Source organism: Pseudoduganella sp. S-14 (genome assembly GCF_049913285.1).
In the GTDB taxonomy this organism is placed as follows: Bacteria; Pseudomonadota; Gammaproteobacteria; order Burkholderiales; family Burkholderiaceae_D; genus Rugamonas.
Genome location: NZ_CP183991.1, coordinates 165,886 through 184,872, shown reverse-complemented (window position 1 = coordinate 184,872; position 18,987 = coordinate 165,886). Strand labels below are relative to the sequence as shown.

21 protein-coding genes are annotated in these 18,987 nt (G+C 62.9%); 15 read left to right on the top strand and 6 right to left on the bottom strand.

The annotated features are described in order from the left end of the window. From hisG to tatC, 14 genes are all read left to right on the top strand, one after another. The gene (hisG, locus tag ACN9MZ_RS00815) at positions 1-648 is read left to right on the top strand and encodes an ATP phosphoribosyltransferase (RefSeq protein ID WP_426340457.1); all 648 of its coding nucleotides are present in this window, start codon (positions 1-3) and stop codon (positions 646-648) included. After that, positions 648-1,952: a histidinol dehydrogenase gene (hisD, locus tag ACN9MZ_RS00810; RefSeq protein WP_426340456.1), complete on the top strand. Its 1,305-nt coding sequence runs from the start codon at positions 648-650 to the stop codon at positions 1,950-1,952. Before hisG ends, hisD begins: the two co-directional genes overlap by 1 nt. Further along, positions 1,949-2,809 carry a DNA-methyltransferase gene (locus tag ACN9MZ_RS00805; protein WP_426340455.1) on the top strand — a complete coding sequence of 287 codons (861 nt, stop codon included), beginning with the start codon at positions 1,949-1,951 and terminating at the stop codon, positions 2,807-2,809. The genes hisD and ACN9MZ_RS00805 overlap by 4 nt, the downstream gene beginning before the upstream one ends. A 6-nt stretch (positions 2,810-2,815) precedes the next feature. Beyond that, positions 2,816-3,916, top strand: coding sequence for a histidinol-phosphate transaminase (gene hisC / locus ACN9MZ_RS00800; RefSeq protein ID WP_426340454.1), 1,101 nt, complete (start codon positions 2,816-2,818; stop codon positions 3,914-3,916). Positions 3,917-3,937: 21 nt separating this feature from the next. Continuing rightward, complete coding sequence (hisB, locus tag ACN9MZ_RS00795; protein ID WP_426340453.1) at positions 3,938-4,528, top strand: imidazoleglycerol-phosphate dehydratase HisB; 591 nt, start codon at positions 3,938-3,940, stop codon at positions 4,526-4,528. A 21-nt stretch (positions 4,529-4,549) separates the two neighbouring features. Beyond that, positions 4,550-5,191: an imidazole glycerol phosphate synthase subunit HisH gene (gene hisH / locus ACN9MZ_RS00790; protein ID WP_426340452.1), complete on the top strand. Its 642-nt coding sequence runs from the start codon at positions 4,550-4,552 to the stop codon at positions 5,189-5,191. Between the two features lie 16 nt (positions 5,192-5,207). Next, entirely contained in the window at positions 5,208-5,972 is a 765-nt protein-coding gene (gene hisA, locus ACN9MZ_RS00785; RefSeq protein WP_426340451.1) for a 1-(5-phosphoribosyl)-5-[(5-phosphoribosylamino)methylideneamino]imidazole-4-carboxamide isomerase, read from the top strand. Positions 5,973-5,977: 5 nt separating this feature from the next. After that, a complete protein-coding gene (hisF, locus tag ACN9MZ_RS00780; protein WP_426166612.1) occupies positions 5,978-6,739 on the top strand; it encodes an imidazole glycerol phosphate synthase subunit HisF in 762 nt (253 codons plus the stop codon). 17 nt (positions 6,740-6,756) lie between these two features. Further along, the gene (gene hisI, locus ACN9MZ_RS00775; RefSeq protein WP_426166611.1) at positions 6,757-7,182 is read left to right on the top strand and encodes a phosphoribosyl-AMP cyclohydrolase; all 426 of its coding nucleotides are present in this window, start codon (positions 6,757-6,759) and stop codon (positions 7,180-7,182) included. Continuing rightward, positions 7,179-7,508 carry a phosphoribosyl-ATP diphosphatase gene (locus tag ACN9MZ_RS00770; protein ID WP_426340450.1) on the top strand — a complete coding sequence of 110 codons (330 nt, stop codon included), beginning with the start codon at positions 7,179-7,181 and terminating at the stop codon, positions 7,506-7,508. The genes hisI and ACN9MZ_RS00770 overlap by 4 nt, the downstream gene beginning before the upstream one ends. Positions 7,509-7,510: 2 nt before the next feature. Beyond that, positions 7,511-7,885, top strand: coding sequence for a histidine triad nucleotide-binding protein (locus tag ACN9MZ_RS00765; RefSeq protein WP_426340449.1), 375 nt, complete (start codon positions 7,511-7,513; stop codon positions 7,883-7,885). Positions 7,886-7,959: 74 nt separating this feature from the next. Beyond that, a complete protein-coding gene (gene tatA, locus ACN9MZ_RS00760; RefSeq protein ID WP_426340448.1) occupies positions 7,960-8,193 on the top strand; it encodes a Sec-independent protein translocase subunit TatA in 234 nt (77 codons plus the stop codon). A 6-nt stretch (positions 8,194-8,199) separates the two neighbouring features. Then, positions 8,200-8,700: a Sec-independent protein translocase protein TatB gene (gene tatB, locus ACN9MZ_RS00755; protein ID WP_426166609.1), complete on the top strand. Its 501-nt coding sequence runs from the start codon at positions 8,200-8,202 to the stop codon at positions 8,698-8,700. After that, positions 8,701-9,459: a twin-arginine translocase subunit TatC gene (gene tatC, locus ACN9MZ_RS00750; protein ID WP_426340447.1), complete on the top strand. Its 759-nt coding sequence runs from the start codon at positions 8,701-8,703 to the stop codon at positions 9,457-9,459. A gap of 3 nt (positions 9,460-9,462) precedes the next feature. Here tatC and ACN9MZ_RS00745 read toward each other — a convergent pair whose 3' ends face one another. From ACN9MZ_RS00745 to ACN9MZ_RS00730, 4 genes are all read right to left on the bottom strand, one after another. Beyond that, complete coding sequence (locus tag ACN9MZ_RS00745) at positions 9,463-9,741, bottom strand: hypothetical protein (protein ID WP_426340446.1); 279 nt, start codon at positions 9,739-9,741, stop codon at positions 9,463-9,465. 72 nt (positions 9,742-9,813) lie between these two features. Beyond that, entirely contained in the window at positions 9,814-11,739 is a 1,926-nt protein-coding gene (locus ACN9MZ_RS00740; protein WP_426340445.1) for a DUF885 domain-containing protein, read from the bottom strand. A 35-nt stretch (positions 11,740-11,774) separates the two neighbouring features. Continuing rightward, the gene (locus ACN9MZ_RS00735) at positions 11,775-11,921 is read right to left on the bottom strand and encodes a hypothetical protein (RefSeq protein WP_426340444.1); all 147 of its coding nucleotides are present in this window, start codon (positions 11,919-11,921) and stop codon (positions 11,775-11,777) included. Further along, on the bottom strand, positions 11,918-12,628 hold the full coding sequence (locus ACN9MZ_RS00730) for a DUF2785 domain-containing protein (RefSeq protein WP_426340443.1): 711 nt from the start codon (positions 12,626-12,628) through the stop codon (positions 11,918-11,920). Before ACN9MZ_RS00730 ends, ACN9MZ_RS00735 begins: the two co-directional genes overlap by 4 nt. 12 nt (positions 12,629-12,640) lie before the next feature. Here ACN9MZ_RS00730 and ACN9MZ_RS00725 point away from each other — a divergent pair, with 12 nt between their 5' ends. Next, positions 12,641-12,763 (top strand): hypothetical protein, encoded by a 123-nt coding sequence (locus ACN9MZ_RS00725; protein ID WP_426340442.1) that lies wholly within the window; start codon positions 12,641-12,643, stop codon positions 12,761-12,763. A gap of 78 nt (positions 12,764-12,841) precedes the next feature. Here ACN9MZ_RS00725 and ACN9MZ_RS00720 read toward each other — a convergent pair whose 3' ends face one another. Beyond that, positions 12,842-17,005 (bottom strand): SNF2-related protein, encoded by a 4,164-nt coding sequence (locus ACN9MZ_RS00720; RefSeq protein ID WP_426340441.1) that lies wholly within the window; start codon positions 17,003-17,005, stop codon positions 12,842-12,844. Continuing rightward, positions 17,002-18,918, bottom strand: a complete 1,917-nt coding sequence (locus ACN9MZ_RS00715) for a prolyl oligopeptidase family serine peptidase (protein ID WP_426340440.1) — start codon at positions 18,916-18,918, stop codon at positions 17,002-17,004. The genes ACN9MZ_RS00720 and ACN9MZ_RS00715 overlap by 4 nt, the downstream gene beginning before the upstream one ends. Between the last annotated feature and the right edge of the window lie 69 nt (positions 18,919-18,987).

Here is an 18,987-nt window from a genome sequence, read left to right as displayed (position 1 = left end):
ATGGACCTTATTCTCGCCCTGTCGAAAGGCCGGATCTTTGAAGACACGATGCCGCTGCTGGAAGCAGCAGGCATCAAAGTCCTCGAAAATCCGGAAACCTCCCGCAAGCTGATCCTGCCCACTTCGGACCCTGGCATTCGCGTACTGATCGTGCGCGCATCCGACGTCCCGACCTATGTGCAGCATGGCGCGGCGGACTTCGGCGTGGCGGGCAAGGACGTCTTGCTGGAACATGGCGGCGAAGGCCTGTACCAGCCGGTCGACCTGCACATCGCCAAGTGCCGCATGTCGGTGGCGACGCGTGCCGGCTTCGATTACGAGACCGCGGTGCGCCAGGGTGCGCGCCTGCGCGTGGCGACCAAGTTCACCTCGATCGCGCGCGAGCACTTCGGCAAGAAGGGCGTGCACGTCGACCTGATCAAGCTGTATGGCTCGATGGAGCTGGCGCCGCTGGTTGGCCTGTCCGACGCGATTGTCGACGTGGTCTCCACCGGCAGCACGCTGCGTGCCAACAACCTGGTCGAAGTGGAAGAGATCATGGAGATCTCTTCGCGCCTGGTTGTGAACCAGGCCGCGCTGAAGATGAAGCGCGCCCGCCTGCAACCGATTATCGAAGCCTTTGAACGCGCCTCGCTGGCGAAAGCGTAATGGTCATGATCCGCAAACTCGACTCCACCCAAGACGACTTCCAGGAAACGCTCGACGCGTTACTGGCCTTTGAAGCTGAAACCGACGACGCCATCGAAGGCGCGGTAGCAAAGATCATCGCCGACGTGCGCGCGCGCGGCGACGAAGCGGTGCTGGAATACACCAACCGCTTCGACCGCATGCACGCCGCCAGCATGGCAGATTTCGACATCGGCCAGCGGGAACTGGATGCCGCGCTGGTAAGCCTGCCAGCCGCGCAACGCAGCGCGCTGCAAACCGCCGCCGACCGCATCCGCGCCTTCCACGAGCGCCAGAAGCAGGAGTTGCAAGGCTTTAGCTACACTGAAGCCGACGGCACCATCCTCGGCCAGCGCATTACGCCGCTGGACCGTGTGGGCATCTACGTGCCGGGCGGGAAGGCTGCTTATCCGTCGTCGGTGCTGATGAATGCCGTGCCGGCGAAAGTGGCTGGCGTTGAAGAAATCATCATGGTCGTGCCGACCCCGGATGGCGTGAAGAACCAGATGGTGCTGGCTGCCGCAGCTATCGCCGGCGTGACCCGCGTGATTGGCATCGGCGGCGCGCAAGCCGTGGCTGCGCTGGCGCACGGCACGGAAACCATCCAGCCGGTCGACAAGATCGTCGGCCCGGGCAACGCCTACGTGGCATCGGCCAAGCGCCGCGTGTTCGGCACCGTCGGCATCGACATGATCGCCGGACCGTCCGAGATCCTGGTGATCTGCGACGGCACCACAGATCCTGACTGGGTCGCGATGGACCTGTTCTCGCAGGCCGAGCACGACGAGCTGGCGCAAGCGATCCTGCTGTGCCCTGACGCCGAGTACATCGCGAAGGTCGAGGCCAGCATCGCCAAGCTGCTGCCAGCCATGCCGCGCAAGGCCGTCATCGAAACCTCGCTGCGCGACCGCGGCGCGCTGGTGAAAGTACGCGACATGGCGGAAGCTTGCGCCATCGCCAACAGCATCGCTGCTGAACACCTGGAGATCTCGGCCGAGAACCCGCAGCAGTGGGCCGACCAGATCCGCCACGCCGGCGCCATGTTCCTGGGCCGCTTCTCGTCCGAATCGCTGGGCGACTATTGCTGCGGCCCGAACCACGTGCTGCCGACCTCGCGCACCGCGCGCTTCTCGTCGCCGCTCGGCGTCTACGACTTCCAGAAGCGTTCCTCGGTGATTCACGTCAGCGCAGCGGGCGCGCAAACGCTGGGCAAGATCGCAGCGGAACTGGCTTACGGCGAAGGCTTGCAGGCCCACGCCCGTAGCGCGGAGCTGCGCCTGAAATGACCGACTGGAAGAACCAGGTCTATTGTGAGGACGCGTTGGCCGGACTGGCCCGCGTGCCGGATGCTTCCGTCGACCTGATCCTGACCGATCCACCCTACAACCTGGGCAAGGACTACGGCAACACTTCCGACCAGCAGTCGATGGAAGACTACCTGGCCTGGACAGAGGCGTGGATCGACGCAGCCCTGCCCAAGCTGAAGCCGAACGGCAGCCTGTACATCTTCCTGACCTGGCGTTATTCGCCGGAGATTTTCGTCATGCTGAAAAAGCGCATGACGATGATGAATGAAATTATCTGGGACCGCCGCGTGCCTTCCATGGGCGGCAGTACCCGCAGTTTTTCGTCGGTGCACGACACCATCGGGTTTTTCGTGCGCCGCAAGGATTATTACTTTGACCTCGACGCCGTGCGTATCCCGTACGACGCCGAAACCAAGAAAGCCCGTTCGCGCTCGATCTTCGTCGGTGCGAAATGGCTGGAAGTGGGCTACAACCCCAAGGACCTGTGGAGCGTATCGCGCTTGCACCGGGAGCATGCGGAACGGGTCGATCACCCGACGCAAAAGCCTTTGGAAATTATCGAACGCATGGTCAAGGCCAGCTGCCCGCCGGATGGCGTGGTGATGGATTTGTTCATGGGCAGCGGGACTACCGCTGTTGCCGCGCGTCGCTGCGGCCGTGATTTCGTTGGCTTTGAATTGAATCCCGAGTATTGCGACATAGCGCGGGCGCGCTTGGCTGCGCTGCCTGAAACCGGTAAACCGATGTCTGACCCGCAGGGTCAGACACCCCCGCCACGCAGAAGGCGCAAGGCAAAGCAATCGCCGGCGCTTAGCGAGGTTTTAGAACAGGAGTAATGCAGAATGTCCCTCGACAGCCTTATCGCCAATACGATCCGCCAGGATGTGCGTTCCGACCACATCTACCATGTGCCGGATGCCAGCGGATTTGTGAAGCTGGATGCGATGGAGAATCCTTATGCGCTGCCGAGCCACCTGCATCATGAGCTGGCGAACCGCATCGCCAGCGTCGCGCTGAACCGCTATCCGGTCGCCAGCTACGAAACCATCAAGCAGCGCATCCGCGCCAGGCTGGGCGTGCCGCAGGGGTATGACGTCATGCTGGGCAATGGCTCGGACGAGCTGATTGCCATCATGGCCCAGGCCTGTGCGCTGCAGCCTGCCGAGGGCAGGCGCGCCGTGATGATGGCGCCTACGCCGTCCTTCGTGATGTTCCAGCGCTCGGCCATGGTAGCCGGCATGGACTTTGTCGGCGTGCCGCTGAAGGCCGACCTGACGCTCGACCTGCCGGCCATGCTGGCGGCGATCGCGCAGCACCAGCCGTCCCTGGTCTTCCTGGCCTACCCGAACAACCCGACCGGCAACCTGTTTGATGCCGGCGATATCGAGCAAGTCATCAAGGCGCTGGGCGACAAGGGCCTGTGCGTGGTCGATGAAGCGTATGAGCCTTTTGCGCAACAGAGCTTCATGGGCCGCCTGCCTGAATTCCCCAACCTGATCGTCATGCGCACGCTGTCGAAACTTGGCCTGGCGGGCATCCGTCTCGGCTACATGTCGTGCGCGCCAGCCCTGCTGGAACAATTCGACAAGATCCGCCCACCCTACAACGTCAACGTCCTGACCCAGGCCGCCGCCGAATTCTGCCTCGACCACCTCGAGGTGCTGAACGAGCAGGCTGCCCTGCTGCGCCAACAGCGCGGCGAGCTGTCGGCGGCACTGGCGAAATTGCCGGGTGTCAACGTTTTCCCCTCGGCGGCAAACTTTATCCTCATTCGTGTACCGAATGCCGACCAGGCGCATGCCAAACTGCTCGAGCGCAAGGTTTTGATCAAAAATGTGGGTAGAATGCATAATGTACTGGCCAACTGCCTGCGCATCACCGTCAGTACGCCCGAGGAAAACGCAATCATGCTGGACGGCCTGAAAGCCGCCCTGGCATCCTGAAGCGAAAACCAAGAGCTTTTCATGAACCGCACCGCAGAAATCACTCGCAACACCAGCGAGACCCAGGTCCGCGTTGCCATCAACCTCGATGGCACCGGCGTCCAGAAGCTGAACACGGGCGTGCCTTTCCTCGACCATATGCTGGACCAGATCGCCCGCCACGGGCTGATCGACCTCGATATCGAAGCCACCGGCGACACCCATATCGATAACCACCATACGGTGGAAGACGTGGGCATCACGCTCGGCATGGCAGTTGCCAAGGCGATTGGCGACAGGAAGGGCATCCGCCGCTACGGCCACGCCTATGTGCCGCTGGACGAAGCGCTGTCGCGCGTCGTCATCGACTTTTCCGGCCGCCCAGGCATCGAGTACCACATCCCTTTCACCCGCGCGATGATCGGCGCGTTCGACGTCGACCTGACGCTGGAATTTTTCCGCGGCTTCGTCAATCATGCGGGCGTCACGCTGCACATCGACAACCTGCGCGGCACCAATGCACACCACCAGTGCGAAACCGTGTTCAAGGCTTTCGGCCGCGCCCTGCGCATGGCCAGCGAGCTTGACCCGCGCGCTGCTGGTGCCATCCCGTCCACCAAAGGAAGCCTGTAACGACAACTACGGCTGACTGACATGAAAAAAATCGTAGTAGTCGATTACGGCATGGGCAACCTGCGCTCCGTAGCGCAGGCATTGCGCGCAGTTGCACCCGAGGCCGAAGTACTGATTTCCGGTGAGCCCGCCGCCATTGATGCCGCCGACCGCATCGTGTTGCCCGGCCAGGGCGCCATGCGCGACTGCATGCGCAGCCTGAATGAATCGGGCGTGAAAGATGCGCTGCTGCGGGCTGCCGCGTCGAAGCCGATGATGGGCGTGTGCGTGGGCGAGCAGATGCTGTTTGACATGAGCGAAGAAGGCGGCAACACGCCGGGCCTTGGGCTCTTGCCCGGCAAGGTGGTGCGCTTCCAGCTCGACGGCATGCTGCAGGAAGACGGTTCGCGCTTCAAGGTGCCGCAGATGGGCTGGAACCAGGTGCGCCAGCGGGCGCCGCATGCGATGTGGAACGGCATTCCCGATAACGCCTGGTTCTACTTCGTGCATAGCTACTATGCGCAACCGGCCCAGGCGCAGCACAGCGCTGCGGAAACCGTGTACGGCCAGCCGTTCTGCTGCGCCGTCGCCCGCGACAATATTTTTGCCACACAGTTCCACCCTGAAAAGAGTGCCGCCACCGGCCTGCAACTGTACAAAAATTTCATCCACTGGAATCCTTAACCTCAAGAACAACATCATGCTGCTCATTCCTGCTATCGACCTCAAGGATGGTCACTGCGTTCGCCTGAAACAGGGCGATATGGAACTTGCAACCGTCTTTTCCGACGATCCGGGCAAGATGGCCCGCCATTGGCTCGAGCAAGGCGCGCGGCGCCTGCACCTGGTGGACCTGAACGGCGCCTTTGCCGGCAAGCCCAAGAACGAAAGCGCGGTAAAGTCGATCGTCCAGGCCGTGCAAGACTATGCCGAGGAATTCGACCTGCCTGAAATCCCGGTGCAACTGGGCGGCGGCATCCGCGACCTCGACACCATCGAGCGCTACCTCGACGACGGCATCAGCTACATCATCATCGGCACCGCTGCCGTGAAGAGCCCGGGCTTCCTGCAGGATGCCTGCGGCGCCTTCCCCGGCCACATCATCGTTGGCCTGGACGCCAAGGACGGCAAGGTCGCGACCGACGGCTGGAGCAAGCTGTCCGGCCACGAGGTGATCGACCTGGCGCAGAAGTTCGAAGGCTACGGGGTTGAATCGATCATCTACACCGACATCGGCCGCGACGGCATGATGGGCGGCGTGAACATCGAAGCCACCGTGCGCCTGGCGCAAGCGGTAAAGATCCCGATCATTGCTTCGGGCGGTCTGCACAACCTGAGCGACGTGGAAGCCCTGTGCGCAGTGCAGGACGAAGGCATCGAAGGCGTGATCTGCGGCCGTTCGATCTATGAAGGCACGCTGGACCTGGCTTCGGCGCAGGACCGTGCCGACGAACTTTCAGAGTAAAGAATATGCTGGCTAAACGCATCATCCCCTGCCTCGACGTGACCGATGGCCGCGTCGTGAAAGGGGTTAACTTCACCGAACTGCGCGACGCTGGCGATCCGGTGGAAATCGCACGCCGTTACGACGAACAGGGCGCGGATGAACTGACCTTCCTCGACATCACCGCGTCGAGCGACAACCGCGACCTGATCCTGCACATCATTGAGGCCGTGGCGTCGCAAGTGTTCATCCCGCTGACGGTGGGCGGCGGCGTGCGCAAGGTCGAAGACGTGCGTCGCCTGCTGAACGCCGGGGCCGACAAGGTGAGCATGAACACCTCCGCCGTGACCAACCCGCAGCTGGTGTATGAAGCTTCGCAAAAGCACGGCAGCCAGTGCATCGTGGTGGCAATCGACGCCAAGAACGTCGCTCCCGGCAAGTGGGAAGTGTTCACCCACGGCGGCCGCAACGCGACCGGCCTCGATGCTGTGGAATGGGCGCGCAAGATGGCCGAGCTGGGCGCCGGTGAACTGCTGCTGACCAGCATGGACCGCGACGGCACCAAGTCCGGATTCGACCTGGGCCTGACGCGCGCGGTGAGCGATGCGGTCAGCATCCCGGTGATCGCCTCCGGCGGCGTAGGCGGCCTGCAAGACCTGGCCGATGGTGTCAAACTGGGCCATGCCGACGCGGTGCTGGCAGCCAGCATCTTCCACTACGGCCAGCACACCGTACAGGAAGCCAAGCAATTCATGGCGGCGCAGGGCATTCCCATGCGCCTTTCTTAAACTTCGGGGAACACACAATGGCTACCGCAATTGCAGCTAATGTCGCCAAAGCCAAATGGCTGAACAAGGTGAAGTGGGACGAGCATGGCCTGGTGCCTGTCATCGCACAGGAAGCCGGCAGCAACGATGTGCTGATGTTCGCGTGGATGAACCGGGATGCACTCTACAAGACCGTGGAGCTGGGCGAGGCCGTCTACTGGAGCCGCTCGCGCAAGAAGCTGTGGCACAAGGGCGAAGAGTCCGGCCACGTGCAAAAAGTGCTGGAAATCCGCCTCGATTGCGACGAAGACGTGGTGCTGTTGAAGATCGAACAGGAAGGCGATATCGCCTGCCACACCGGCCGCCACTCCTGCTTCTTCAACAAGTTCGAGAATGGCGACTGGCAGAACACCGAGCCGGTCTTGAAAGATCCTGAAGAGATTTACGCGGAAGCTAAGAAATGAGCAATGTACTGGACCGCGTGGCGGCCACCATCGAATCGCGCAAGGGCGGCGACCCGTCGTCCTCGTACGTGGCCAAGCTGTTTTCCAAAGGCGACGATGCGATCCTGAAAAAGCTCGGCGAGGAAGCCACCGAGACCGTGATGGCGGCCAAAGACGCCCGCGTCAGCGGCGATGCTTCGAAAGTGCTGTACGAATGCGCCGACCTGTGGTTCCATTCGCTGGTGCTGCTGGCGCAATTCGATTTGTCGCCGCAGCAGGTACTAGATGAGCTGGCGCGCCGTGAAGGCCTGTCCGGCCTGGAAGAAAAAGCGTCCCGTAAGGAATAACAGTGGAAAATTGCTTGTTCTGCAAGATTGCAGCAAAACAGATTCCGTCGACCGTGGTACACGAAGACGATGACTTGATGGTGTTTAAGGACATTCACCCGGCCGCGCCGGTACACTTGCTCATCATCCCGAAACAGCACCTGTCGACCTTGTCTGACTGCAAGCCGGAGCACACCGCCCTGCTGGGCAAAATGCTGGCGCTGGTGCCGCAACTGGCTGAGCAGCACGAGATTGCCGTCGCCTACGACGCGGATGGCACGCCAACGCGCGGCTACAAGACCCTGATCAACAGCGGTCCCGATGGCGGCCAGGAGGTGTACCACCTGCATATGCACCTGTACGGCGGCCCGCGTCCATGGCGCGGCATGCGGACTTGAAATGATGACAAGCACATGACAGGGTGCGCTTCGCGTATACTGTTCCAACGAATGATTTTTTTAGGGGTTTTGTAATGGGTTCTTTTAGCATTTGGCACTGGCTGATCGTTCTGGTGATTGTCATGCTGGTCTTCGGCACCAAGAAACTGGGCAATATCGGCTCCGACCTGGGCAAGGCCGTCAAGGGCTTCAAGGATGGCGTCAAGGGCGCGGAAGAAGAGAAGCCGGCACAGCCAGCTCCTCCGGCAGCGCAGGTGACCGACAAGGGCACCATCGAAGTCGAAGCCAAGGAAAAGAATAAGCAGTAATCAGCAATGATCGACCTCGGTCTTACCAAAATCGCCGTCATCGGGGTAGTGGCCCTGGTCGTCATCGGTCCTGAAAAGCTGCCCAAGGTGGCGCGCATGGCCGGGACGCTGTACGGCCGCGCCCAGCGTTACCTGAACGACGTCAAATCCGAAGTCTCCCGTGAAATGGAGCTGGACGAGCTGAAGAACCTGCGCAAGCAGGCCGAGGAAGCCGCCAGCACTTTCAAGGATGAGATGGAAAACTCCATCGGCAAGGACATGCGGGAGGTGGAGGCGGCGTTTCGCAATGAAGACCCGGTCACGACGCCTTCGCTGGACCTGTACACCCCGACCAGCGAAGACATGGCGCGCAAGGCCAAGGATTTCCGCCGCAAGCGCGTGGTGCGCAGTTCGGCCGTGCCGCTGTGGTACAAGCAGCAGGCCGGCGTCCGCACCCACGTCATCTCCGGCGCGGCGCGCATGAAACGCCACCGCCCCGGCAGCCGCAAGAACGCATCGTTTTTCTAAATGAGTCAACAAGAACCCGTCGAAGAGACCTTCATCAGCCATCTGGTTGAGCTGCGCGATCGCCTGGTCAAGGCCAGCATCGGCATCGTGGTGATGACGGCGCTGATCGGCTTCGGTATCGGCCCCTCCAAGATCTATGACTTGATCGCCGCGCCGATGATTGCCGCCATGCCGGCGGGCTCGAAAATGATCGCCACCAGCGTGATCTCGCCCTTCCTGGTGCCGATGAAGGTAACGCTGCTGTTCGGCTTCATCCTGTCGTTGCCGTGGGTGCTGTACCAGATGTGGGCTTTCGTTGCCCCTGGCCTGTACGCGCATGAAAAGAAGCTGGTCGCGCCGCTCGTGATTGCCTCCTCCGCCCTGTTCATGGCGGGGGTGGCGTTCTGTTATTTCCTGGTGTTCGGCAAGGTGTTCGCCTTCATCAACCAGGTTTCGCCGACTTCGATTGCAGTGATGCCGGATATCGAGAACTACCTCGACTTCGTGATGTCAATGTGCCTGGCTTTCGGCTGCGCTTTCGAAGTGCCGGTGGTGGTGGTGGTGCTGGTGCGCATGGGCCTGGTGTCCGTCGCCAAGCTGAGGGAATGGCGCGGCTATGTGATCGTGGCGGCTTTCGTGATCGCCGCGATCGTGACCCCGCCGGATATCGTCAGCCAGTTCTCGCTGGCTATCCCGATGTGGCTCCTGTTCGAAATTGGCGTGATCCTGTCGCCGATGTTCGTCAAGGCAACCACGGCGCCGGAAGAAAAAGCTGACTAAGTCTTAGAAGAACAGCTTCACCGCGATTGCACTGACGAGCATCAGGTTGATGGTGCTCATCATCCAAAGTGGTTTCAGCTTATTGGTGATGCGGATTTCAAACTCAGCCAGGAGAGCGCGCATTTCTGCGCGTGAGATGGCTAGGTCGGCATCATTTGCCACAGGTTGACTCAGCGCAAGTTTCAAGGCATCGGCATGGGCCTCAGCGTGCTCACGCAGCACGCCCGCATCGACCAGCGTTCTAACGAATTGAGCTGTATCAAACTGGATCGGCATGGTCATGGCCACTCCCTGGATTCATGTTAGCAGAATCGCCCCGCGGCGCACGCGGGGCATGGGAGCAGCCTAAGCCGTTTATTGCATCAGTTCTTTGATTACGCGCACAGGTGCGCTGCCGTAGCTCAGGAAGTCCTCATGGAAGTCTTTCAGCGAAAACTTGCTGCCCAGGGCGGCGCGGCGCTGCTCGCGCAACTCCATGATTTCCGAGTAGCCCGAGAAATAGCTGGTGAGCTGCACCGAGGTAAGCTGCGCGCGGCGCCATTTCTCTTTCGCTTCGGCGGCAGTCTGGAAGGCCTGGCGGGTCAGCAGGTCGATCGCCTCCGGCTCCGTCATGCCCTGCACGTGCACGCTGTAATCGAGAATGGTGTTGGTCACGCTGCGCAGGTTCCACTTCGAGTACATCAGCCACATTTCCGGCTCGTTGTTGCCGTAGCCTGATTCCAGCATCATGCGTTCGCTGTAAACCGCCCAGCCTTCCACCATGGCGCCGTTGCCGAAGATCGACTTCACGATCGACGGCGATTTGTTGGCATACACCAGCTGCGCATAGTGACCAGGGATCGCCTCGTGCATGTTCAGGATCTGCAAGATCCAGTGGTTGTATTCGCGCAGCGTGGACTCGGCCTGTTCCGGCGTGGCGTCATCCAGAGGCGTCACGTTGTAGTAGGTGCGGTCCTGCGGGCGGTAAGGGCCTGGAGCTTCGATGCTGGCGCCGGCCACGCCGCGCTGGTAGGCCGGCGTCTCGCGCACCACCAGCGGCTTGTTCGGATCGAGCGTCAGCAGGTCGTTCTTGACCACCCAGTCCTGCAGCACAGGAATCTGACGGCGGATCTCCGGGAAGAACTCTTCGCGCGCCACGTGCCTGGAGGACAGCGTGTCGATCATCATGCCGATCTTCGCGAAGCGGTCGGACGGCTTGGCCTTGTCCGCCAGGTATTTCGGCCACAGGTCGTCCGAAATGCGGTCCATGTTCGACAGCAGTTGTTCGCGGGCGGCCAGCGCCTTCTGGTAAGTCTGTTCGGCGTTGCTGCCGGACTGGATGTCGTAGCCGAACTTCGCTTCATACATCTCCTTGCCGATGCGGAACGAGCGCGCGCCGCTGACGGCCAGCGACTTGTCCAGTTCACCGAGCCAGGCTGCATAAGCCTCCACGGCTACCTTGGCTGCTGCGATACGCTGGGCGTACAGGTTCTTTTCGTTGACATTCAGGATCGAATCCTGTGCCTGCTTGTCCAGGTCGGCCAGCACGGCCAGCACGCCAGGCGCCTGGTCGATGGCCAGCTTCACGTGCTCGCGCGTCGGGTTCTTGATGTTGTTGCGTGCGGCTTCGTAATACGCCGGTACGCTGGCGATGCGGCGCAGCAGGGTGCGCAGGCGCTGCGGGCGTGCAGCATATTCGGTGTTCAGCACGAAGTCGATCGGGCTGGCGATGTTGTAGAGCGCCGGGTTCCATTCCCACTCGCGGAAAGTCGTCAGGTACCAGCGGTCTGAATTCAGTTTGTTCTGCAGCAGGCCAAGGTCGCTGCGCTGTTTCGGCGAGAGCTGTCTGGCGTCGATCTTGCCGAATTTATCCAGCCATTCGTCGATGAAGGCGAGTTGCTGGTCGCGGAAAGCCTGGTCGGGAACGCTTAGCTGCGCGGCAGTGTCGTACTTGCCGACCGAGATCGCGGTCTCCGGATCGATGCGCCACAGCGCGCCCAGGAACTGGTTGGCCTGGCTGTCGAAAGCCTTGTCCTGGCGGCGTTCAGCCGGCAGCGGCTTGCTGGCGACGGCCGGTTTGGCCTTATCCGCCCTGGATTTGCTGGCGGACTTGCCGCCGGAGTTGCTGCCCTTGCCCGCCTTGGACGACGATTTGCTCGTTTTGCCCTTGCTGCTACTGGACTTCTTGCTGACGGCGGTTTTCGCCGGTGCATTGGATTTCTTGGCCTTCGTCGAAGCGTCGGCTGGCGACAGGGCCAGGCTCAACATCATCGCGGCGAGGGCGATTTTGGTTTTCATCATAATTCAACCTCTTGCTAGTGCAGCGTGGGAGATTATCACAAGCTGAGTGCCGTTCGCGCCCTGTCGGGGGCCATGCTTGCGGCTTGCGCGGCTTGCGCGGCTGCATCGCGCGGGAGCGATTGTGCCGAGGCCAGCACGACACCGTGCTGTTCGACAAAGGCGATCGCTTGTTGCACGTTCATTCGGAGGCCTGCTTCAATGCGCGCAGAAGCAATGGCTTCAGGCAGTTGCGCTGTGCTTCGTCCTTGCTTTCGCTGATGTTGATGTACAGCGGCTGCAGCAAGCCGTTCAGGTTGTGCTTGCGGGCCAGCCTGCCCTGCTGCGTGCCGCTGGATGCCGGTGCTGCGGCCAGGCGCGCAAACCAGGCGTCCCAGTCGCTGCATTGCAGCGATTTGGCGCGTGACAGGTAGAAGATGGGTGCCATCAGGCGTTCGCCTTCGCCATAGTGATAGAAATGCTCGCCTGGCGGCGCAACCTGGTTGGCGATGGCTGCCAGGATTTGCTCATGTTCGGCGCGGGTCAAAGCAGGATTGAGCGAGAGCTGCAGCATGAGATCGGCGGCGTGGGCGACGCCGTGGCGCCAGCCTTGCTTTTCGTCGAAGCCCCGATAGTCGGACACACCGCGCAGGTAATCCGTTGCGGCGCCAACCAGTTGCGCGCGCTGTTCGTCGGAGAGGTAAGGCGTGATGCGGTCCACCCGCGCCACGTCGGCCAGCACCAGGGCAGCAAAGGGGCGGGCGAAACCTTGCGGGTCCGGAGCCTGCAATTGCGAGGTCAGGCGGGTACGCAGCTCCTGCATTGTGGCGGTATCGAGCTCGCCGGCGCGCATCCAGGCTTGCAGGGCTTCAAAGGCCAGTTCATCGCGCTCGACGGGATCGGGTGACGACAAGCAGGAGATCGCTTGCAGTGCCAGCGCCTGGCGCCGGGCGTGATCGTCGATCCGCCATTTCGAGGCTTTGGCATCGCGCAGGGGAGCGATGGGGCATGCGGCGGCGGCGGAATCCTGTGCAGCGCGCCGGGATAACGGCCAGGCAAACCGCAGTCAGGACAACAGCCGAAGCAGAGCGGGCGAGTCGTGAAGTCAGTTGCATAGCATCTCCTGTCAGAAGCGGCGCAAGCCCTCGTGCAACATCGCAAGCATGTCCTCCGCCGTCATGCGGGCAGCGGTGTCGCTGCCGTCGAGCAGGCTGTCGGCCAGTTCGCGCTTGTGGCCATGCAGTTCGACGATGCCTTCCTCGATCGTATTGCGTGCCACCAGGCGGTAGATAGTGACCGGTCGCAGTTGCCCCATGCGGTGGGCGCGGTCGGAAGCCTGGTCTTCGACGGCTGGATTCCACCACGGGTCCATGTGGATCACGTAGTCGGCAGCCGTCAGGTTGATGCCGACGCCACCGGCCTTGAGGCTGATCAGGAACACGTCGCCTTCGCCCGCCTGGAAGGCGTCTACCGACTGCTTGCGGGCGGCCATCGGCGTGCTGCCGTCGAGGTACTGGTACTGGATGCCATTGCGGTCCAGGTGGGCGCGGATCAGGGACAGGTGGTCGACGAACTGGCTGAACACCAGCACCTTGTGGCGGTTTTCCAGCAAGCCTTCCAGCAGGCGCGCGAAGGTTGCCAGCTTGCTTGACTCAAGGCGCAGCGAAGGCGCCACCAGGTTTGGGTTGCAGCAGGCGCGGCGCAGCTTCATGATCTCCGCCAGGATCTGCATCGACTTCCGGTCCGCTGGTCCCTCGATGGAGGAGAGGTTTTCCAGCGCTTCGCGCCGCAGCGACTCGTACAGCGCGGTTTCCTCCGGCGACAGGTCGACTTCCAGCACGATCTCGGTGCGGGCCGGCAATTCTGTCAACACCTGCGCCTTGGTCCGGCGCAGCACGAAAGGACCGATCAGGCGGCGCAGGCGATTGCGCGCGCCGACTTCCGCCCGGTGGTCCTGCTGACGCTCGATCGGGCCGGCAAAGCGCAGGTTGAACTGCTCATGGCTGCCCAGCAGGCCAGGATTGATGAAGCGGAACAGGTTCCACAGCTCGCCCAGGTGGTTTTCCAGCGGGGTGCCGGTAGCCACCATCCTGAAGTCGCTTTTCAGCGCCATGACGGCCTGCGAACGCTTGGTGGCGGCATTCTTGATGTTCTGCGCCTCGTCCAGCACGATGGTGTGCCACTTCGGCTTGGTGAAGCGTTCCGACTCCAGCTGCAGCAAGCCGTAGCTTGTGATCACCAGGTCGAACGGCCCGGCATTGGTGACGATATCGTCGCGGTCGCCGGTCGCATACATCTTCACATTCAGGGTCGGCGCAAAGCGTGCCGCCTCGCTCGCCCAGTTCAGGCAGACCGAAGTCGGGGCCACCACCAGCGTCGGTCCCTGCGGCGCGCGCAGCAGCACCAGGGCCAGCGACTGCAAGGTCTTGCCCAGGCCCATATCGTCGGCCAGGCAGGCGCCGACGCCCCAATGCGCAAGGCGCGCCAGCCATTCGAAGCCGGCCAGCTGGTAGTCGCGCAACTCCGCCTGCAGGGTACTTGGCAGTTGCGGCGTGTAGCTGGCACTGGCCTCGATGCGCTGCAGGTGTTCGCGCCACATCGCATCTGCTTCCACCATGCCGACATCGTTGGCAAGTTCTTCCAGCACGAAGGCGGCCAGGCGGTGCACTTTCATGCCGGCGTCGTCGTCTTCGCCATAGGTGGCCAGTTCGGACAGGCGGCGGTGCAGTTCTTCCGAAAGAGCGAGGAACTCCTTGTCGCCCAGCGCGATGAAACGGCTCTTGCTGGCCCTGATCATGTCCAGCAGCGAGCGCAGGTCCAGCACGCGGTCTTCGTCGACCACCAACTGGCCGCTGGCGGCGAACCAGTCCTTCTTGCTCTTGATGTTCAGGCGCAGCTGCTTGGCGTATACGGGCTTGGTGAGGCGGAAGGCTTCGCCCTCCGGCCACGCCAGCACCACCTTGTCGGCGCCTTGCTCCTGCAACTCGGCCAGCAGTTGCAGGCAGAGCGAGGGCTCTCCCAGCAGCCATTCGCCATGCTCCTCGGTGGCCTGTTCCAGCACTTCGCACTTGAGCACCAGCTGGCGCTCCGCATCGCGCTCGCCGGCCAGGCTGCGGCGTGCCTGCATCGAGCGGCCATTGACGTCGGCGATCACGTTTTCGGCGCCGGCGCCCGGCGCGTAATACGGCCCCGCATCGCGCAGTGGACGCACCTGGATCTGCATCTTCAGGCCTTGCTGGTAAGGCAGCAGGTGGATGTGCAGGCGCGGGTCGGCATCGCACTGCTCGACACTGGCCGCACCGCCGCTGATATCGGATTGTACGGTCACCATCGACGACACGGCGCCGATGGCCTTCAGCACCTGGTCCTTGGCATGCTCAGGAACGGTCAGGCCGTCACCGACAATGGCGGCGATGCGGCGATGCTCGTCCTGCACGCTGACCACGCGCAAGCGATTCGGCGCCTCGCGCAGCACGATCACATTGGCGTTCAGGTTTTCAATGGCAGGGTGCAGTGCGAGGTGCAGCTGGCTTTTCTGAGTACGGATCAGCAATTCGGGTGCGCCGGCCAGCAGTTCGACGCGGGTGTCCGGCGCGTCCGTCCAGAACACCAGCGGGTGGCCGACCAGTGCCAATACCGCCTGGTCAATATCGATGTCGTAGCGCAGGCCGGACGAATAGGCTTGTCGCGATGGCATGATGGCGCTGCCGACATGCATGTCCTGCGGCGTCAGGAATTCCATCTGCGCAGCGTCGTCGCGCAGGCGCTTGAGCGCTACCGGACGCGCCTTGCCCCAGGCGCCGCGCACGTCGCGCTTCTGCTCGCGTGGTTCAATTTCCACGATGCCCTGGCGCTCGCTGTAGCTGATTGCCCAGACCAGGCGCATTTCGCCGCCGGTCTCGGTGCCGCCTTGCTGCAGGTTGATCAGGGCCGCCAGCTGGCGTTGCCACGCTTCCTGGCGTTCGAACCAGGTGGCCATGTCGCCAAAGCCAAGCTGCTCGCGCAAGGCTGCTGCGCGTCCCGCCGCCGCCTCGTCGCCCAGGTGGCCAAGCAAGCTCTCTGCGCCTGCTGCCAGCAGCATGAAGCCCGCCGCCTCGGCAGCTTGCGACAGGTCCTGCAACTCGGCGCGGCGCTGCCTCAGTTGTGGCAGCGCAAGCCAGTAATACAGCATGCATTGGAACATCTGCGCCTGCAGCGGCGCTTCCCAGGCACGCTGGGTGACCAGGTCGGCCTGCATGGTGCCGGCGCGGATCTGGCGCAGCATGCTCAGTTGCTGATAGACGGCGCTGTCGGCGTTATGCTGGGCGTGCACGGCGACGTCGAGGTAGCTCTCCGCCGCTTTCAGGTGTTTGGCGTCGCCGCTGCGTAGCAGGGCCAGCACGTACAGGTGGCCGGCGATGCCATGGAACAGGTGCTTGCGCTTGCCGGATTCACGGCGGATCGATTTCAGCGCGGCTTCAAAGCCGTTGATCGCCCCGGCCACATCGCCGCGCAGCAGCATCACAGCGCTCGAGAAGCACTGCGCCAGTGCGCCGTCCATCCCTTCCAGGAAGCGCATGGCGTCGGCCAGCTTGCCGCACAGGATGGCGTGTTCCGCCATCGCCAGCCGCAACGCGGGGCTGGCCTCCTGTCCGGCGGCCCGGCGGCGCTGCAGGTGGCGTTCCGCATAGCCGCGTACCAGCGGCGCCAGAGCGGGTTCGCGCTGGGTGTGCTGGACCAGCAGCATCAGCACATCGTCCTGCAGGGCCGGATGCACCAGCAACAGCATCCCGGCTTCGAAGGGGCGCGAAAAGATGTCGACAATCGGATGCAGTTGCGCCGCCTCGTAGCACACCATGCAAGCGGACAGCAGCGACAGCACATCCTGCGGCGGGCGTCCGCGCAGCATCGCCATGCGCAGGCGCGCCACGCCGTGGCGGTAACTGCGCGGCTCGTAGGCGCCATTCCAGTTCTGGCGCATGGGATTGAGCGTCTCGTAAGCCTTGCAGATATCGTCCAGCAGGTGGGCGCCGATGGCGGCGCGAATGGCCGGCCAGCGCAGGCGGGCGTTGCAGACATAGCCGCGCCCCATCACCGCAGTGGTGAAGGCCAGGCGTTCCAGCTTGAGCAGCGGATCGTCCAGTGTCAGGGTGGTGAAGGGCTGGTCGCTCGTATCGCGGATGCCGGCAGCCACCATGAGGTCCAGGATGGCGGTGCGGCCGATCGGGTCGCCCACCAGTGCCAGCAAGGCGAGAATGGCTTTTTCAGGCTGTTCGAGGGCCTCGAATTCCGCCAGCAGGGTGTCGCTCATCCGGTCAAGCCAAACATGCGTTGGTAGAAGTCCAGCTCCGCCTGCAGCGTGCGCACGATGGTGTCGGCTTTGCGGAAGCCGTGGCCCTCGCCTTCCAGTTCCACATATTCGACTGGAATGCCGCGCTGGCGCAGCGCGTTGACCATGGCTTCCGACTGCTGCGGCGGCACCACCTTGTCGTCCAGCCCCTGGAAGAAGATCATCGGGCGCGACAGGCGGCCTGTATGGTTGATCGGGGAGCGCTCGGCGTACACCGCCTCGGCCTGCGCTTTTGGCGCGATCAGGTATTCGTTGTAGTGCGATTCGAATTTGTGCGAATCGTCATCCAGCCCTTTCAGGTCGGATACGCCGTAGTAGCTGGCGCCCAGCTTGAATACATCGTGGAAGGTCAGCGCACACAGGGTCGTCAGGCCGCCCGCGCTGCTGCCGCGGATGATCAGGCGTTCGCCATCCGCCAAGCCCTGCGCCACCAGGTGGCGTGCGCCGGCGATGCAGTCCTCCACATCGACAATGCCCCACTGCCCCTTCAGCGCATCGCGGAAGGCGCGGCCAAAGCCGGTGCTGCCGCCGTAGTTAACGTCCAGAACGCCGAAACCGCGGCTGGTCCAGAATTGCGTTTTCAGGCTCAGGGTGCTGGCTGCCATGCCGGTCGGGCCGCCGTGGCTGACGACGATGACCGGCGGCTTCTCGCCTTGCGGGGCGTGCACGTCCTGGTTGGCCGGCGGATAGAAGAAGGCGTAAGCGGTGCGGGCGCCGGCGCTCGGGTAGCTGATGCTTTCGGGGACGGACAGGTAGCCCAGCGCCGGCAGTTCGGCGATCGAGCGCTCCAGCACTTCGCACGCGCCGCTCGCCAGGTCGATGCAGGCAATCTCGCTGGCGATGGTCGGGCTGCCTGCCAGGGCGACCACATAGCCGTCGCCCACGCGCAGTTCGCGGATCTCCTGGTACGGCGTGGCGATCGGGGCCAGCACCGTGCTGCCAGCGTGCAGGCATGCCAGCTTGCTGACGCCTTGCTCGATATAGCTGCACACGATGTCGCCGTTCGCGCCGAAGCCGTACAGCGAATTGCCGAAGGTCCAGTGCGGCGTCGCAAACTCCGCCGCCATCGGGCACAGGGCTTCGACCGCGCTGGCCGCACCGCCCGCACCTTCGCGCAGGCAGTACAGGTTCCACCAACCGCTGCGGTCCGAGACGAAGTGCAGCACGCCGGCAGGCGACCATTCCGGCTGGCAGACCGATTCCTGGGACCCGCCGGCCACGCGCGAAGGCGTGCCGAGACGACCATCGGCCTCGACATCCGCTACCCAAAGCTCGGTGCCCTGCCACGGCATGCGCGGATGGTCCCAAGACAGCCACGCCAGGCGACGGCCATCCGGCGACAGCCTGGGCGAAGAATAGAAGTCATTGCCCATCACGAGTACGCGCTCGCCGCCATCAAAGCCAACTGCGCAGATAGTATTCACCGGTTGTGCATGCGAGCCATCATCCTCAGGATGTTGCTCGCGCACTGCGATCAGGCGCGCGTGCGCGTGGTCAAACACGAAATCGGCAAAGCGCTGGCGGCCGGGCGAGGTGAACGCTTCCGCGGCGCCGCCTGGCGCGAGCCGGTACAGCCGGTTGTCGGCATGGTGCGAGAACACCACCACGCCGCCCGCCACGGCATAGGCGCCGCCGCCATATTCATGAACGCGATTGCGCACGTTGAACGGCATTGGGGTGATTTCGGCCGCGTCGGCAGCGCCCTGGCGGCGCATCATGGTGGTGCGCCCCGCCTCGGACGCGCGGCCAGCCAGCCAATAGATGTCCTTCCCGTCCAGGACGACCGAAGACAGCGGCGTAGCGCCCGCAGCGACCATTTCGGCGCTGATCGGCGATGGCCAGGTGCCAAAAGGCGCGGTGGAAGTGGAAGTCATGGGCGCTCCAAACGCGTAAAAACAGGGCAGGGATGCGATAATACCCCCTTTCTATCCGCTTTAGATTGT

Excerpts from the sequence above, each read along its gene's own strand:
- ACN9MZ_RS00720 (WP_426340441.1), bottom strand. The coding sequence starts at position 17,005 with ATGAGCGACACCCTGCTGGCGGAATTCGAGGCCCTCGAACAGCCTGAA.
- ACN9MZ_RS00805 (WP_426340455.1), top strand. The coding sequence starts at position 1,949 with ATGACCGACTGGAAGAACCAGGTCTATTGTGAGGACGCGTTGGCCGGA.
- ACN9MZ_RS00735 (WP_426340444.1), bottom strand. The coding sequence starts at position 11,921 with ATGAACGTGCAACAAGCGATCGCCTTTGTCGAACAGCACGGTGTCGTG.
- ACN9MZ_RS00770 (WP_426340450.1), top strand. The coding sequence starts at position 7,179 with ATGAGCAATGTACTGGACCGCGTGGCGGCCACCATCGAATCGCGCAAG.
- ACN9MZ_RS00745 (WP_426340446.1), bottom strand. The coding sequence starts at position 9,741 with ATGACCATGCCGATCCAGTTTGATACAGCTCAATTCGTTAGAACGCTG.
- hisF (WP_426166612.1), top strand. The coding sequence starts at position 5,978 with ATGCTGGCTAAACGCATCATCCCCTGCCTCGACGTGACCGATGGCCGC.
- ACN9MZ_RS00740 (WP_426340445.1), bottom strand. The coding sequence starts at position 11,739 with ATGATGAAAACCAAAATCGCCCTCGCCGCGATGATGTTGAGCCTGGCC.
- hisI (WP_426166611.1), top strand. The coding sequence starts at position 6,757 with ATGGCTACCGCAATTGCAGCTAATGTCGCCAAAGCCAAATGGCTGAAC.
- hisH (WP_426340452.1), top strand. The coding sequence starts at position 4,550 with ATGAAAAAAATCGTAGTAGTCGATTACGGCATGGGCAACCTGCGCTCC.
- hisC (WP_426340454.1), top strand. The coding sequence starts at position 2,816 with ATGTCCCTCGACAGCCTTATCGCCAATACGATCCGCCAGGATGTGCGT.
- tatB (WP_426166609.1), top strand. The coding sequence starts at position 8,200 with ATGATCGACCTCGGTCTTACCAAAATCGCCGTCATCGGGGTAGTGGCC.
- hisG (WP_426340457.1), top strand. The coding sequence starts at position 1 with ATGGACCTTATTCTCGCCCTGTCGAAAGGCCGGATCTTTGAAGACACG.
- tatC (WP_426340447.1), top strand. The coding sequence starts at position 8,701 with ATGAGTCAACAAGAACCCGTCGAAGAGACCTTCATCAGCCATCTGGTT.
- hisB (WP_426340453.1), top strand. The coding sequence starts at position 3,938 with ATGAACCGCACCGCAGAAATCACTCGCAACACCAGCGAGACCCAGGTC.
- hisD (WP_426340456.1), top strand. The coding sequence starts at position 648 with ATGGTCATGATCCGCAAACTCGACTCCACCCAAGACGACTTCCAGGAA.
- tatA (WP_426340448.1), top strand. The coding sequence starts at position 7,960 with ATGGGTTCTTTTAGCATTTGGCACTGGCTGATCGTTCTGGTGATTGTC.
- ACN9MZ_RS00715 (WP_426340440.1), bottom strand. The coding sequence starts at position 18,918 with ATGACTTCCACTTCCACCGCGCCTTTTGGCACCTGGCCATCGCCGATC.
- hisA (WP_426340451.1), top strand. The coding sequence starts at position 5,208 with ATGCTGCTCATTCCTGCTATCGACCTCAAGGATGGTCACTGCGTTCGC.